13 protein-coding genes are annotated in these 14293 nt (G+C 59.1%); 5 read left to right on the top strand and 8 right to left on the bottom strand.

Annotation, left to right across the window (positions count from 1 at the left end; genetic code table 11):
* Nucleotides 1-795: 795 nt before the first annotated feature.
* Nucleotides 796-1440 (top strand): hypothetical protein, encoded by a 645-nt coding sequence (locus E5K03_RS12295; RefSeq protein ID WP_240730020.1) that lies wholly within the window; start codon nt 796-798, stop codon nt 1438-1440.
* A 10-nt stretch (nt 1441-1450) separates the two neighbouring features.
* Here E5K03_RS12295 and E5K03_RS12290 read toward each other — a convergent pair whose 3' ends face one another.
* From E5K03_RS12290 to E5K03_RS12270, 5 genes are all read right to left on the bottom strand, one after another.
* Nucleotides 1451-2620: an acyl-CoA dehydrogenase family protein gene (locus E5K03_RS12290; RefSeq protein WP_138007122.1), complete on the bottom strand. Its 1170-nt coding sequence runs from the start codon at nt 2618-2620 to the stop codon at nt 1451-1453.
* A gap of 88 nt (nt 2621-2708) precedes the next feature.
* Complete coding sequence (locus tag E5K03_RS12285) at nt 2709-5582, bottom strand: DEAD/DEAH box helicase (RefSeq protein WP_138007121.1); 2874 nt, start codon at nt 5580-5582, stop codon at nt 2709-2711.
* Between the two features lie 115 nt (nt 5583-5697).
* The gene (locus E5K03_RS12280; protein ID WP_138007120.1) at nt 5698-6501 is read right to left on the bottom strand and encodes a metallophosphoesterase; all 804 of its coding nucleotides are present in this window, start codon (nt 6499-6501) and stop codon (nt 5698-5700) included.
* Nucleotides 6501-8390: a hypothetical protein gene (locus E5K03_RS12275; RefSeq protein ID WP_138007119.1), complete on the bottom strand. Its 1890-nt coding sequence runs from the start codon at nt 8388-8390 to the stop codon at nt 6501-6503. The genes E5K03_RS12280 and E5K03_RS12275 overlap by 1 nt, the downstream gene beginning before the upstream one ends.
* Nucleotides 8391-8421: 31 nt before the next feature.
* The gene (locus tag E5K03_RS12270) at nt 8422-9693 is read right to left on the bottom strand and encodes a Single-stranded DNA binding protein (protein ID WP_138007118.1); all 1272 of its coding nucleotides are present in this window, start codon (nt 9691-9693) and stop codon (nt 8422-8424) included.
* Nucleotides 9694-9822: 129 nt separating this feature from the next.
* Here E5K03_RS12270 and E5K03_RS12265 point away from each other — a divergent pair, with 129 nt between their 5' ends.
* Nucleotides 9823-10227: a DUF7510 family protein gene (locus E5K03_RS12265; protein WP_137197047.1), complete on the top strand. Its 405-nt coding sequence runs from the start codon at nt 9823-9825 to the stop codon at nt 10225-10227.
* A 61-nt stretch (nt 10228-10288) separates the two neighbouring features.
* Here the strand turns inward: E5K03_RS12265 and E5K03_RS12260 are convergent, their stop codons facing one another.
* Nucleotides 10289-11323 (bottom strand): glycosyltransferase family 4 protein, encoded by a 1035-nt coding sequence (locus E5K03_RS12260; RefSeq protein WP_138007123.1) that lies wholly within the window; start codon nt 11321-11323, stop codon nt 10289-10291.
* Nucleotides 11324-11518: 195 nt separating this feature from the next.
* Between E5K03_RS12260 and E5K03_RS12255 the strand changes: the two genes are divergently transcribed.
* Together E5K03_RS12255 and E5K03_RS18015 are read left to right on the top strand one after the other, a co-directional pair.
* Complete coding sequence (locus tag E5K03_RS12255) at nt 11519-12181, top strand: 2,5-diamino-6-(ribosylamino)-4(3H)-pyrimidinone 5'-phosphate reductase (RefSeq protein ID WP_137197048.1); 663 nt, start codon at nt 11519-11521, stop codon at nt 12179-12181.
* 378 nt (nt 12182-12559) lie between these two features.
* On the top strand, nt 12560-12757 hold the full coding sequence (locus tag E5K03_RS18015) for a DUF7837 family putative zinc-binding protein (RefSeq protein WP_138007117.1): 198 nt from the start codon (nt 12560-12562) through the stop codon (nt 12755-12757).
* Nucleotides 12758-12790: 33 nt separating this feature from the next.
* Here E5K03_RS18015 and E5K03_RS12245 read toward each other — a convergent pair whose 3' ends face one another.
* Nucleotides 12791-12961, bottom strand: a complete 171-nt coding sequence (locus tag E5K03_RS12245; RefSeq protein ID WP_138007116.1) for a DUF1289 domain-containing protein — start codon at nt 12959-12961, stop codon at nt 12791-12793.
* Between the two features lie 164 nt (nt 12962-13125).
* Between E5K03_RS12245 and E5K03_RS12240 the strand changes: the two genes are divergently transcribed.
* Complete coding sequence (locus tag E5K03_RS12240; RefSeq protein ID WP_138007115.1) at nt 13126-13749, top strand: hypothetical protein; 624 nt, start codon at nt 13126-13128, stop codon at nt 13747-13749.
* Between the two features lie 186 nt (nt 13750-13935).
* On the opposite strand, the gene E5K03_RS12230 is transcribed toward E5K03_RS12240, so the two are convergent.
* Nucleotides 13936-14293, bottom strand: a 358-nt coding sequence (locus E5K03_RS12230; RefSeq protein WP_171006689.1) for an ADP-ribosylglycohydrolase family protein, incomplete at its 5' end; no start/stop codon positions are given.

Raw genomic sequence — 14293 nt, 5'->3', positions numbered from 1 at the left:
TGGTATATTGCATGGTCCGTTGGATCGGGTCACCGGAATGGTGACGCGGTCAGCGTAGTGCTGGGTGGTCACGGGTATTCGGGTGGCACCGATCCAGTATGGCTCACATCAGATCGCCTCGTGTACGGCGTACCGCAGGGGGGCAATCCTCATTCCTTCTGGGTCTGAACGAAACCGATCCGGGTGTATAAACCCGTTGAATCGATCCGCCCACGGAGAAACCGTGGCGACCCGCGACTTCGAGCCGAATTGAACGGCCCGAGACCGCGTTGCGTTCTTCGCATTCATTCCGAGGAGAGGGTCGTACTTAACATCGTTGATCTCGTGTGATCGTCGAAAAACAATGACCAATTGCTGTGAATATAGAAACATATGTCTGGTTATCGCATGATAACTGGACACACATCGATCCCCCGGATCTGTCAGTAGCGGCAAAACACGATCGGCGATCGTGCGTCCTCAGCCGGTTCGGCCTGCTGCAACGTCACCCGCCGGCGACAGTGGCGTTTGCAATTATACTACGGTTTGCAGTTGTTTTCTCACTGCTATTCAGGCGCTGCCTGCTCAGCCGCTCTCGAACCGGATGTGGTCCGGCCTGTTGGAAAGCGTTGCAAATGCTACGGTAGTCCACTGCTCACGACGCCAGATTTGATTTGCCAGTAAAATTCACAGCGATTCGGTTTCACAGACTCCGAGACGATCGCATGCTGAAGTGGCGATCGGAACACCGTCTGAATGTGAATATTTGTCATATTACACTCAACGTTTATATTGGTTCGCGAGTATATCCAGGTAGTGGCATCCCGACAGGGCGGTCCAAGCGTCGAAGAGATGCTCGGGATCGGTTCGCTCCCCGAGCCGGAAGCGTACGCGGCCACGGTACAACGATCGGCCGTCGAACCACAACCACAGTCTCCAGCGAAGAACCGGACGCCGGAGGACCCTCCAATCAGAGACCCGTCTCGATACGCACAGACGGACCACCTCCGCGATCGGCTGACCCAACCGGGACGGTATATTTCGCTCCCGATCATTTCTCGGGCGATCGAAACTGGGCAACTTCGCTGGAACTCCTCGGACGGCTGGCGATTTGTCCTCACCCGAGACGGCGTTGAGTTTGTCATTGTCGTCACCGATACCGAAACTCGATCGCCAGTTGTGGTCACCGGCTGGACCGAAGTTGTCGATGACGATGCGGCGGCGCGATCGCCGCAGTGGACGGACACAGACATCGAGACGATCAAGCTCCGCTCGGCGTTGAGCAGACACCGTGAGTCGCTCGTGCCCGACCAGATTCAGCCACGAGCAGTCTGTGAGCCGTTTCGGATTGGCCGACACTCGGTGACGACCGAACCTGGCTGTCGAGATGTTGTCTGTATCGACTGTGGCGGGCGGTTCCGGTCGAAATCACACCTTTGTGAGTTTCCCTGTTCGCGGTAGCCGAGCGTCCTCACTCGAACGCGGCAATCCCTGTCAAGTCGTGCCCAAGGATCAGTGAGTGGATATCGTGGGTTCCTTCGTAGGTGTACACGGTCTCCATATTGCTCATGTGTCGCATCGGAGAGTAATCGGCCGTAATTCCGTTTCCACCGAGTATCTCACGGGCGATTCGAGATTGGTCTCGAGCCATTCGGACGTTATTTCGTTTTGCCATTGAGACCTGTTGTGGCCGGAGCCTGCCTTCGGATTTGAGTTCGGCCAGTCGGTAGGCCAATAGCTGTGCAGTCGTGATCTGGGTTGCCATCTCCGCGAGCTTTTCTTGTTGAAGTTGGAACCGCGCGATCGGCCCGTCAAACTGCTCGCGGTCACGGGCGTACTCTCTCGCGGTCTCGAAACAGTCACGGGCGGCACCGACGGCCCCCCAGGCGATACCGTATCGCGCCTGTGTCAGACACGACAGCGGCCCTTTCATGCCGCTGACTCCGGGGAGCACGTTCGCTTCGGGGACGAACACGTTCTGGAGGCTTATTTCGCCGGTGATCGACGCCCGAAGCGAGAGCTTCTCGTGAATCTCGTTGGTCGTCACGCCATCGCGATCGGTTTCGACGAGGAATCCACGGACCGGCGATCCATTAGCGGATCGATCGCGCGCCCAGACGACCGCAACGTCGGCGATCGGCGCGTTCGTGATCCACGTTTTCGAGCCATTGAGCACGTAGCCGTCGCCGTCGCGATCAGCTTCAGCGTGTGTGTCCATCCCCGCAGGATTCGAGCCGTGTTCGGGTTCAGTTAGCCCGAAACAGCCGACGGCTTCGCCACGACCAAGCTTCGGTAGCCACCGTTCGCGCTGTGACTCAGAGCCGTACGCGTGGATGGGATACATCACGAGCGCGCCCTGAACGCTCGCCATGGATCGAAGCCCAGAGTCGCCGGCTTCTAGCTCTTGCATGAGCAGCCCGTATGCGGTTTCGCTCAGCCCAGGGAGCCCGTAGCCATCCAGATTCGGTGCATAAAATCCAAGCTCTCCGAGCTTTGGAATGATATCCGTTGGGAACGTCCCGTCGATGTAGTGGTCGCCGACGATCGGTTTGTACTCGGATTCGACGAACTCCCGCGCCGTGTCCCGGACCATCCGCTCTTCTTCATCGAGGTCCGCCTCAAGATCCACATAGTCGAGCATTATAGATGAGTTTGATCGATGCAGGCTAATACCTTCTGTTGGTCTCCGCCAATACCTTCTGTTGGTTAGCTCTACTATCTTCTATTTATCAGTCCCAAAACGACTGCGTTCGCGCGTATTGGCGTTCCTGTTTCAGGATGTCTCGGTAGAATTCGTCTTCGTCTTCTCGGAGTTTTCCGATAATGCGAGCAGCGTTGTGCGGGCCGACGCCACGAGCGGCCATTGCGATCACCGCGGTTTTGCCGTGGCTTTGAACAAGACTCGCCGATCGGTGCGCTCGTCGGGTCATCTTCTCCTGTTCGGCATCTTTCTGCGTTGCGTTGACTGCACTCACGACCTCGTCGGCCCATGGATTCAACGCCGCAATACGAGTCGACTCACAGTGCGGACACCGCGGCTGGTCACGGATTCGACGCACCTTGGTTCGCCGCTCGTACTCTCCGCAGTGCAGACAAAACAGCAACATCCGATCGTTTTTAATTCGATCTCGCACGGTTTCGATAACGCTCGCATCAGCGTTTTCTGGAACCAACAGCTCCCGACCGGCCGATCGGCCATCTGTCCCGATCGGCGTTTCCCCGCGAGCAGTCTCGATCGCAATTTCGTCCGCCTGTATCGCTGAAAGCACATCAGCAGTTCCGTCGACGTCCAGATCTCGGTGGAATATCTCCCGGACAGCTTCGTCGTACACTGGGGTGTCTTCGAGCGCAGCCACAAGTCGATCGCCGCCGAAGCGCTTCGATCCCTGGTAGCGCTTGAGCGACCCGAACTTGCCAGCAACCTGCGCGAGGGTGAACTTCAGCGAATCCGATCGCTTCAATGCGAGCTCAAGATACGTTTCAAGATGATCTGGGTCTGTCGTCTCCAGAATTTCGATGAATACTCCTGGGCCGACCCCACCTGGGACTTCGAAGCTGATCCGGTAGGGATCGACCTCCATCGCGACTGACGAGCCAGTCTGTTGGCCAACCAGCGCCGACAGCAAGCGCCCGAGCGTCTCGTTGATCTCGTGGCCGAATGCGGCGTTCAGCCGAACCGTCCGCCCGTAGCTTTCGACGACGATCCGATCGTCTGTCGGCACCGGATGGCCCGCGTCGATGTGTCGTTCAATCGGCTTGAGGGCCTCCTCGATCGCATACTCACCTACTGGATACCGGTGTCGAAGTTCCCGACCGATCGCGGCCCGCGAGCCGCCAGCCTCGAACTGTGGTCCAACGGTCCCGCGGATTTCGCCGACTTCACCTGCAACGGCCGCAGGGACGGGAATCTCCTGACCGACCCACGATGGCACCTCCCCGCCCGGGTCTTCGATCGGGGAAACGTTTACGCGCGTCTCCTCGTCGTCAATGTCGTTGATGCGCCACATCTCGCCGCGCTGGATGAATACCTCCCCGGGCTCGGCGAAGTTCACAACAAAGCGCTCGTCGAGCGTCCCGATCTGGGTCCGCGAGGAGATGTCATGTACCTCGTAGTTCTCCTCGTCGGGAATCATCGAGAGGTTCGCATAGAAGTACTGCCAGGTTCCGCCGGATTTTTCGAGCCGATCGTGCTCCTCGTCGACCCACACGAGCCGGTTGCCGCGAAGCTCGTCGATCACCGCGTCGAACGCCTCGGTTGTGAGGTCACGAAACGGGTAGGCACTCGTCACGAGCCGGTACGCATCCCGGATCGATACGTCACCGACGTCCATCACGAGCCCAACAAGCTGGTTCGCCACGACGTCGAGGCTGCCGTGGTGGATGCCGGCGGGTTCGACCGCGCCGCTGACTGCGCGTCGGGCGATCGCGATCGACTCGAGGGTGTCGTCCGGCGAGCCAGTGATGATCGTCCCGTGTGAGACTCGATCGTGGCTGTGGCCTGCCCGGCCGACACGCTGGAGCAGCCGAGCGACCTCCCGTGGACTCCCGTACTGGACGACGTGATCGACCCGTCCAACGTCGATCCCGAGTTCCATCGAGGACGTACATACGAGTGCGTCCAACTCACCGGATTTGAACCGATCTTCGACGTCGATTCGTGCGTCCTTTGCGAGGCTGCCGTGGTGGACCTCAATCGGCAGCGAGAGCGATTTGAACCGCGAGCCAAGCGCCTCGGCGGTCTGTCTCGTGTTCACGAAGATGAGGACTGATTCATGGTCGACCACGATGTCCCTGATCGCGCGGACGTGGCTGGCCATCTCGGGACTCGTTGCGAGTTCGCCGGCCAGCGCCTCGTCGTCAGGTGTGATCTCCGGCTGGACGACATCGAATGCCACTCGGCTCCCAACGTCGACTTCGACGATTTCGAACCCACGATCGGCGCTCGGTGATGGACGGGATTCACCCTGATAGCCGGTGAGAAAGCGGCCAACTTCTGTTGGGTCACCGACGGTCGCAGATAGCCCGATGCGCTGGAACGAGCCAGCTACGACGCGGAGTCGCTCCAGTCCGATCGTCAACTGTGCACCGCGTTTTGATGCCGCAAGCTCGTGTACTTCGTCGACGATCACGTGTTCGACGTCCGAGAGTGCCGATCGGAGCCTCTTGCCGGTCAACATCGCTTGCAGAGTCTCAGGTGTCGTCACGAGCACGTCAGGGGGGTCTTCAGCCTGCTTTCGGCGCTGGTACTGCGTGGTGTCCCCGTGGCGAACGTCGATATCGATATCTAGGTACTCGCCCCACCAGTCGAGGCGCTCGCGCATATCACGGTTGAGCGCTCGAAGTGGTGTGATATACAGCGCAGAGATCCCCTCGGTTGTCTCGTGTTCGACGATCGAGTTGAACACCGGGAGCATCGCGGTTTCGGTCTTGCCGGTCCCTGTCGGCGCGATGACGAGCGCGTTGGCGCCGCTCGCGATCGGCCCGATCGCCTTCCGCTGGGGATCGGTTGGGGTCGAAAAGCCACGCGCAGAAAGCGCTTCTCGGACCCGATCGCCGAGTACAGAAAACACGTCCATTCTAGACGCCTCGGGGCCGCTACTCATTGTATGGTTTAGCCCTGCGAGCGGATTAAGCCCAGCGGTCGATACCAGTTGACGCCGGTTCGTACGTGCCCTACTGCGTGTCGTTACACCCGCTCGTACGTGTCGCGCTCCGTTCTCACACCTGTTCGTAGTCACCAAGGCGTGTCCCATCAAGCAGATACGCTTCGCCGTCGACGAGCGCCTCTGGCAGGAACGGCGAGAGAAAGCCCTGTCCAGGGACATTGATCCACGTGCCGCCCGATCGGTCGTTGAACGCAGGGAAGACGACGACCTCTGGGTCAGGCAGACTTGCCTCTACGGTGGCTGCCGTTGTGTCGAGCTCCGCGGCGATCAATTCGCGATCGAGTCGGCCCCGAAGCCAGACGGGCGCTGTACGGGTCCCACCGACGCTGTCTTTGAGTCGAACTTCTGGGTGTTCGTGGCCCATACAGATCACCTCCGCGGACAAAACCGAGCGATCGGGCCACGTGTGACCGTGGATGAGGCCGACTGCGTCGTTGTCTGGGCCACCGATCGTTCCGCCTGAGGAGGGGTGCACAGTCACCCGTTCACGCGTCGCGTATCGGTCGGCAATCCCGCCGTCGTGATTGCCGGTCGCGATCGACAGCGGGACCCGCGCGGTCACCGCCGAAACGAAGTCATCCAGTTCCGCTCCCTCCGCTCCGACCGGGTTGCCAATTCGATGTCCGAGGTCACCGAGCACAATCAGTCGATCGGCCCCAGTGTCGTCGATGAGTTCTAACACCCGATCGAGCCGAACGGCTGCGTTGCTCGGCAGCTCTACTCCGCGTTCGTACCGTAGCCCGGCCTCGATACCGGCGTGATAATCCGCGATCGCAACTGCGCGCCCGTTCCCAGTATCGATCGTCGCTGCGGGTTTGTCTGGAACCGGAGAGACGCGACTTCGGGCGGTAGCCATCAGATCGATTTCAGGATTCCGTCCGTTGGCTCGTAACACCGCCCGCTCAACAGCGCCTCTTCGATCGCATCGTCGACCGCTTGCTGCTCCACTCCGTGTGTTTCAGCGATTTGTGCGGTCACAGTCGATCGTGCAACCCCATCACCGTCATCGAGTTCGTCCATGAGTTCGATCGCGGCGTCTTCGAGATTCACGTCGGCAGAGACATCCGCGGATTCACCGTCAAGATCTGTCCCGGAGTCGTCTGCGCCAGAATCACTGGCAGCCTCTGATGGCTCACTACCGACATCGGGTTCAGCTTCACTAGCTGAGTCGTCGGCGATCGTATCCTGAAAGTCGCCGAGTCCAGAGCTGGAGTCTGTTTCCGATGCGGCCGAGGATTCAGCCTCGAACTCGTCTGCGTCTGGGACATCAATATCCGCTTCACCAGCTGGATCAACCTCAGATCCGGTCGAAAACTCCGTTCCGAACTCCGATTCGACTGCCTCACGCTCCTCGTCGTCCATTTCGTACATCCCGTCGATGTCTGTTGGATCGAAATCGGCTTCCGGTTCGGGTTCAGGTTCATCCACAGAACCCGCCGGAGACGTGTCCGCGTCAGCTTCTGGTGGCTCAGTATCTGTTTCGAGAGTCTCACTGCCGGTCGAATCCGCGTTCACGGTTTCATTTGCGCTCGTCGATTCATCAGGAGTGGACACGGATTCTGCGGGGTCCACGGCTGACTCAGGGGAGTCCACTGCCGATCCAGTCGAACTCGATGACTCCATCGGACTTGGTGCGTCTGTCGATGCTGCCGAACCTATCGATTCTGCAGCGTCCGATGGATCCGGCGATTCAGCTGTCGAGGCGGATTCTGTCGGGTCGGCTGTCGAGGCGGATTCTGTCGATTCAGCTGTCGAGGCAGGTGCTGTCGATCCTGTTTCACTCGGCGACTCAGTTGGCTCTGCTGACGAGGCCGACTCTGCACTCGTCTCTCGTTCGGATGCAGCCGTCGATTCGAACTCCGGGAGAGCATCCGAATCTGTGGTATCTGCTGCATCTACTGTATCTGCTGCGTTTGCTATATCCGCTGTATCAGCTGTGTCCGCACCCGCTGGCACAGGTTCTGTTTCCGTGGCGACGCTGTTGTCGACAGCCTGATCGTCGATTGTCACGTCCGTCGACGGGAGTGGACCGATCGACGTTGGAGCGGGGTCGTCCACCGAAACGTTGAGTCTCCCCACCTCTTCGCGGTCCCCGGTGACGACCGCTAAAGCATCAACGGCCAGCTGTCGCAGCGCTTCAACGTACGCTTGGGTCGTTCCGTAGTGTTCGATTGCCCGTGGAATCCCTGCTGCCAGCGACTGCGGGGCCTCGCCTGCCAAAAGCGCCGTCTCCAGTGCGTCCCCACGGAGATCCGATTCAAGCGCTCGCTTGAAAACGGCGAGGCGATCGAGCGTCGATTTTGCGGCTGTGACAATCGCCCGATCGCGAGTCTCTGCATCGACGACTGCGAGGCTTTCAGGACGGACCGACGTATACACCATGTCCGAATCCTCCGGTTCGAAAGTCCGGGCCTTTCCGGTCAGCGAAACAAATGCTGGCGGCGAGGCCGTATCCAGAAACGTCTGTTCGCCCGGCTGATACTGGCCCGCGTAGGTGACGAACGCGCCGGTCGGATCGACGACCCGCCCGCGAAGCGTTTCGTTGTTGACCCGTTCGACTTCGGTCAGTACACCGGCGACAAAGAGCCGGTTCACCCGCGCGCCCGTGGGCGTAACGACGTAGTTCGGCGCGCGCTCTTCGTCGCTTTCGGAATACGAGAGCGTTGTATCGTCGAACTCGGCTGCGAAGAGACGGTGGGCGACCTCCCGTTGTCCTGGGCCAGAGTCTTTGTCTGCTGTGCTCATGATCGCACCTCCACAGCTGCCTCGGGTTGGCTCATGATCGCACCTCCGTCAACACTGCGCGTGCAGCGTCGGCTGGCGATTCGTCGATCGGGTCGAACTCGTCAACGGAGAGGTTCGCCCCATACTCATCGACCGAGAGCCGCCCACGCAAGCGATACGCCCGTCCAACGAGCGTCTCGGCGATCTCGTCTGTGACGACTCCCTTGTCCATCGCCTCGCGAGCAGCGTCTTTCGCGGCCTCGACACCGCCGCCGTAAATTTCTGCGGTCAACTCGGTTCCGAGAATCGCAGTTAGTGCCTGTGTACCGTCGTCGACGATCGCTTTGATACGCAGATCGTCTTCACCGTCGACCGCACCGTGGCTCCGACACTGCCCGTTTTGAATCACGCGTCCGCAGTCGGGACACCGCTCGATCAGCCCCGAGCCGTCGCGAATCTCGAGGATTGTACCTGTTACGGCAACGTCGTACATCCCGCCGGCTCCGACGGCCTCGGCGATCGACAGCTCCGGTGGCTCGTCGTTGATGTCGATTGACCGCTCCAGCGGGGAGACCGTCGAAAACTCCGAGAGGTTGATCGAGGGCGCACCACGGAATTCTCGAACGTAGACGTCCTCGATTCGTACTTCGGCTCCTTCAGAGATCTCCGACCGGGGCTGCCAGTCAGTGAACGGGAGTCGGGTCGTCTCATCTGCGAGCACGCCCGAAAGGATTTCTGTCTCGCCGTTTCGGCCGTTTATTGTTCGCTCTTCGACCTCGATGATGCGGACCTCGACAGTGCGACCCCGATCGCCTGGCTCGAGTTCGAAAAGCGTCGCGTCGCCTCCGACATCATACGGAACCGACACAGAGTCTTCAGCGAATGCGACGGTCGTGTTTGCGCCGAGATTCAATTCAGGGTGGCCGTCCCACTCGCGCACGCCGGCGTTACCAATCGTCAGCGAGTCGCCGGGCTCGAAGCCAAAGTCCTGCCAGGACGTGTACGATATCACTCCGGTCTCGTCTGCGAGTTTCCCCTCTCGAATCGTATTCTCTTCGCCTTGGTACTGGATCGTCCGCGTCCCGACAGTTAACACCCGAACCGTCACATTGACCGAACCGTGATCGGTGGTGACGTCTTCGATCGAGACCGTCTCCGGTGTAGACGACTGCGATCCGCCACCGCCGTGTTTTCGGCGAATGCTCTGTTTGGCTTCGTCGATCGGAACGCTGTACTGCAGCAGGTTCTGCAGGTCGGTTTTGACCTCCGTTTTGTCAACACCGAGAGCGGAGGCGAGCTCTTCGGCATGGCTATCGATATCCATCATTCGTTGTTGGGACGCCTTGGGGTAAAACTGTTCGCGCGCTACTGGGTGCGATCAGTTCAAACGCCACGTCACTCAGAGCCGCAAGCGGACAGCAGGACTAACTACCATGGCCCTGTAGGTGCCAGTATGGCTGATCGCGTCGAGTACACCACGTCAATCGAGAATGGCCGAACAGAGATTAGAGTCTCTGGAGAAACAGACGTTGCGTTCGTCATTCGATCCGAAAGCGGCGAGCGGATCTATCTCCCGCCCGAAGAGGCCAACACGCCCGTTCCCCGTGACCGCCAGACTCCCTACGATGGCGCAGGTACCAGTTACGATCGACAGAATCCGTACCAACCCGATGAAAGCTCCTACCAGCGCGGCGACAGCGCGTACCAGCGCGGCGAAGGAACGTCGTATCAGTCTGCGGACTCACAGACAAGCACGCGAGGTGTCATTCGGACTCGTCGGGGGTTCCGAATCGTCCATCCCGAACCAGCCACCGAGATTACTGTGGTTCGAGACGGCGACATACCCACGACAGCCTAACGAATCTATTGCGCGATAGAATGACGACGCTGCGAACAGACCGCACCGTCCATACTCCGTCTCAGGCCGTGACGTCCTCGTAGAGTTCGATAATCTCTTCTGTCATCTCTGCCCACGTGTACGGTTCGTACTCGGGTGGTTCGGTCCGGCTGAGTGCTTGTTGAATTCCGTCGGCGATCGATTCTGAATCCGGCGTTACCTCAATCAACAGCCCATCAGGAAGCGTTTCTCTGACACCGGATCGCGTTGCGACAACGTGGGCGCCCGCGGCTAACGCCTCAGTGATGGTCAGCCCAAACGGCTCCGCAAGCGACGGCGACACGAACACGTCTGCGGCTTCGTAGTAGTCACCCAGCGTTTTGCTCGGGATGTAGCCGACAAATTTTACCTGGTCGTCGATCCCAAGCAGCGATGCAAACTGTTTCAGCTGATCGGTCTGGTGACCGCTCCCGCCGATAACGAGCGTCACATCAGTTCGGCGGATTTTTTTCATCGCGTACAGCAGGTGGCCAATTCCCTTCTGGTCAGTGTGCCGTCCCACAAAAAGCAGCATGGGCCCGTCGATTTCGTGTTCAGCACGAACGTCAATCTCGCCAGAGGGTTCGACCGAGGCAAAGCCGTTGTGAATTACGGTCGACTCTGCGCCGTACAGCTCACGGACGTCGTCAGCCACAATCTGGCTCACCGAAATGAGGTGGTCCGCCTCGTTGGCCAGCTTCTGTTCGGTTTCGACCTCGATCTGTGGCGGATCGATGTTCCGATCCGACGACAGTGAGTGAAATGACGCGACCCACTGGGCGTCGCTGTGTTCGGCAGCCTGCTTGCCAGGGGCGTATCCGAACCAATCGTGGGTGTGGATGATGTCCGCATCCGCAGACCGTTCGACGAACGTCCCAGTGAGTCGCCCAATGCGGCTCCTGATGTCCCCCTCACCGGTTTCGACGGGAACAAGCTCAGGGCGTTCCTCCTCCGGTGCGAACTCCGCTGGGAAAATCAGTTCAATATCCACCCCGTGGTCGACGAGTTCGTCGACGAGATACCCGACATGAGTATCCAAGCCACCCGTGACATTTGGCGGGATTCCCCAACCGAGCATTCGAACAGAAAGCGACATACCAGAGCTACCGCAAACACGGACTTAGTTGTTTGCCATTGTATACCGATCACCCTCTGTCACCAGGTAGTTGACAGACGTGTACTCGATCGGTTTTTACCTGTAACTATCCCGATATTTGGTCGGAAGTACCTCAACACCGTAACGACCATACCGCCACCACCCGATCGATCACATATGTACGTCGTGGTCAACGCGGCAATGAGCGTCGACGGAAAGCTCTCGTCGCGTCGGCGCGAGCAGATCGCGATCAGTGGGCCGGCAGACTTCGATCGAGTCGACCGGATCCGCGCCGCGGCCGACGCTGTGTTAGTGGGTATCGGAACCGTCCTTGCAGACGACCCACACCTCACCCTTGATGTCGAGGACCGCCGCGTCCAGCGTCTGCGAAACGGTCGCCCCGGGAACCCCGCTCGTGTCGTCGTGGATTCGCGAGCCCGCACCCCAACGGACGCTCGGATTCTCGACGACGAGGCAACCACCTACCTACTTACTGCGGAGACCGCACCGGACGACCGCATTGGAACGCTAACAGATTGCGGCGCCGAAGTCGTTTCTGCAGGAGATTCACGAGTGGATCTCACCGAAGGACTCGCCGCACTCGAGGCCGAGGGGATCGATCGGCTGTTGGTCGAAGGCGGCGGCGAGATCATCTACTCGCTGTTCGAGGCCAGCCTCGTCGACGAGCTCTCGGTCTACGTTGGCTCGAAAGTCATCGGCGGGCGGGACGCACCGACACTCGCCGATGGCGAGGGATTCGTCTCATCGTTTCCATCACTGGAATTGATTGACGTGGAACGGCTCGACGATGGCGTGCTGTTGCGCTACGACGTTTCATAGCTGAGTTGAGCAACACAGCACCAGCGATCGTTACGCTTTGATTGAGCAGGAGAGACAGCAGGTGCAGGATGTCGCGGAGCGATCGGAGCGAAAGCGTCTGTGTCTGCTTTTGCGGTGCGTTGACTCACCGTGAGTGCTGTCGCGTCAGTTGGCGAGCCATCTTTGAGAAGCGCTGCGAGCTTCCGTACTGCGCCACCGACAGCATCGGACTCGAACGAGCAATCTTCGCGACAATGGTAACAGCCACCCACGATTGAAGCCGTGGGATTTCTCCGTGATTTCTGTACGCAGCCGTCGACCGGTCACAAAGCGAAGATAGCTCATTTCACTTTCACTACGGTTGGCTGGTACTTTTTACTCCAGAGCACAAACGAGTACATGGAACTTGGACACTGTCACACGCTCCAAGTTCCTCCCCTTACACTCATGTCGCACGCAGTATCTACGCTCGGAACGTGCCCATTCTGCAGCGCCGCTGTCCCCGAGACTGCCGTACTCATCGAGTACGAGGTAAACGGCCAAAAGCGACTCTTTGCAGAATGCTCCCAGTGCGGTGACCCGGTGAGGCCGCAGTAGTTACGTCGGGCTCGCGCTGGTTGGAGCGATCGCTCATTCGTCAGTTGGATACTTCCGGGCACCGCTTTCGATGGCTTCAATCACTGCGCTTTGTTCTTCAGGACTCATCGATCGCCACGAGGTAATCTCTTCGATAGTCCGTCCACACCCGGTGCATTCACCGTTATCAAGCATGCAGATGCCGGTACATGGACTTCGAACCATTGTACCACTATATTCATCCATCTAATAAAACAAGTGTGCATTCTATTGTACTGTGTTACCCAGTTGGGTGGCTTTTTCGAACTCCGTAACACCCGAAACGAGCAGGATACAGCGTACCGACAGGTCATTGCGATTCTCAAAGGCCGATCGGTCGCATCCTCGGGTTGAACGACCCTGACAGCGGAATCGGATACGTCAACGGGTCCGTGCTCGCAACAGGCGTTCGTGACGAACTAGACTGGGACTACAAGTGCCACGACACTGATCCGTTCGTCAACGCGTTCGGCGACGTGTACGAGGCATATTGGAATCAGCCACTTGGATCGGCGCGCATCGGGCGACTCGGGCTGCTTACCTACCGGCGGATTCGAGACATTGAACAAGCAGTTGAAGTCCACAGCGACGAAGGTGACGAAGCGATCATCGACGCATACGACAAGTACGACCGTGAATATCGGAACGACATCCTGCTGTTCAGCAATGACCGAAACTTCGTCGAACGAGCGCGAGCCCACCGACTGTTAGGCCAGCGGGTGGATCTACCGAGTGAATTCCCAGACGAAGCCACAGCGAGTTGGCGTAAAATCGAAATCCTCCTGTACATGCTGGCGATCGTGTTCGGGATTATCGAGGTCCCGAGCGTGTCTGTCTACGGCGTGTGGCGCGGTAAAGACGAACTTGATTGGCAACACGAACGCGTCAAACTCGATGCGCGAAGCCCGACGCTTGCATCAAAACTAGAAGGGGACCTGTCTATCGTTGAATCGTACGAAGAACTGAGTCAGTGAGGCAACTGTTGATCAATAAGGGTTCACGTGTCCGCTCGGTTCAGCGGCTGATTCAATAAGCGATCGCCCATACCTCGTGGGCACTCTCATGCGCCCAGTACCGAACCCACTCAAGCGGGACCGCCTCCCGCTGTGGATGGGGATTCACATCTATCGTGCAATCCCGGTCGAACGCCAACACGTACATCACGCCACCTTCACGAGCTGCGCTGCCACCGTATCAAGTTCATCAGTCTCGTCGATCGCACGCAACCACCGATCCGGCAGCTGTGACGCCCCGAACCGCGCACCAGCGACCGCACCGGCAATCGCGCCGATCGTATCAGTATCACCGCCACGGTTCACCGCCGTCACGATCGCCTCCTCAGCACTATCTGCGAGTAGCCCATAGTGGAGCGCTGTTTGCAGCGAATGTACGACGTACCCGGATGTCTCTAACGTACCGGGTGACTCACCGCGAGCGAGTGGTTCAAGCGCCCCCACAAGCTCGTCAGGTGCGTCCGAACCGACATTGGCGAGAGCATCCTCTAAGGGCGTCGCTGCG

Source organism: Halalkalirubrum salinum (genome assembly GCF_005543295.1).
In the GTDB taxonomy this organism is placed as follows: domain Archaea; phylum Halobacteriota; class Halobacteria; order Halobacteriales; family Haloferacaceae; genus Halalkalirubrum; species Halalkalirubrum salinum.
The sequence above is the reverse complement of the archived record's forward strand: the minus strand, read 5'-3'. Positions and strand labels throughout refer to the sequence as shown.

What these genes read in the sequence shown, in the direction of transcription:
- E5K03_RS12290 (WP_138007122.1), bottom strand. Translation starts at nt 2,620, where the DNA reads ATGCTCGACTATGTGGATCTTGAGGCGGACCTCGATGAAGAAGAGCGG.
- E5K03_RS12285 (WP_138007121.1), bottom strand. Translation starts at nt 5,582, where the DNA reads ATGAGTAGCGGCCCCGAGGCGTCTAGAATGGACGTGTTTTCTGTACTC.
- E5K03_RS12280 (WP_138007120.1), bottom strand. Translation starts at nt 6,501, where the DNA reads ATGGCTACCGCCCGAAGTCGCGTCTCTCCGGTTCCAGACAAACCCGCA.
- E5K03_RS12275 (WP_138007119.1), bottom strand. Translation starts at nt 8,390, where the DNA reads ATGAGCACAGCAGACAAAGACTCTGGCCCAGGACAACGGGAGGTCGCC.
- E5K03_RS12270 (WP_138007118.1), bottom strand. Translation starts at nt 9,693, where the DNA reads ATGGATATCGATAGCCATGCCGAAGAGCTCGCCTCCGCTCTCGGTGTT.
- E5K03_RS12265 (WP_137197047.1), top strand. Translation starts at nt 9,823, where the DNA reads ATGGCTGATCGCGTCGAGTACACCACGTCAATCGAGAATGGCCGAACA.
- E5K03_RS12260 (WP_138007123.1), bottom strand. Translation starts at nt 11,323, where the DNA reads ATGCTCGGTTGGGGAATCCCGCCAAATGTCACGGGTGGCTTGGATACT.
- E5K03_RS12255 (WP_137197048.1), top strand. Translation starts at nt 11,519, where the DNA reads ATGTACGTCGTGGTCAACGCGGCAATGAGCGTCGACGGAAAGCTCTCG.
- E5K03_RS18015 (WP_138007117.1), top strand. Translation starts at nt 12,560, where the DNA reads ATGGAACTTGGACACTGTCACACGCTCCAAGTTCCTCCCCTTACACTC.
- E5K03_RS12245 (WP_138007116.1), bottom strand. Translation starts at nt 12,961, where the DNA reads ATGGTTCGAAGTCCATGTACCGGCATCTGCATGCTTGATAACGGTGAA.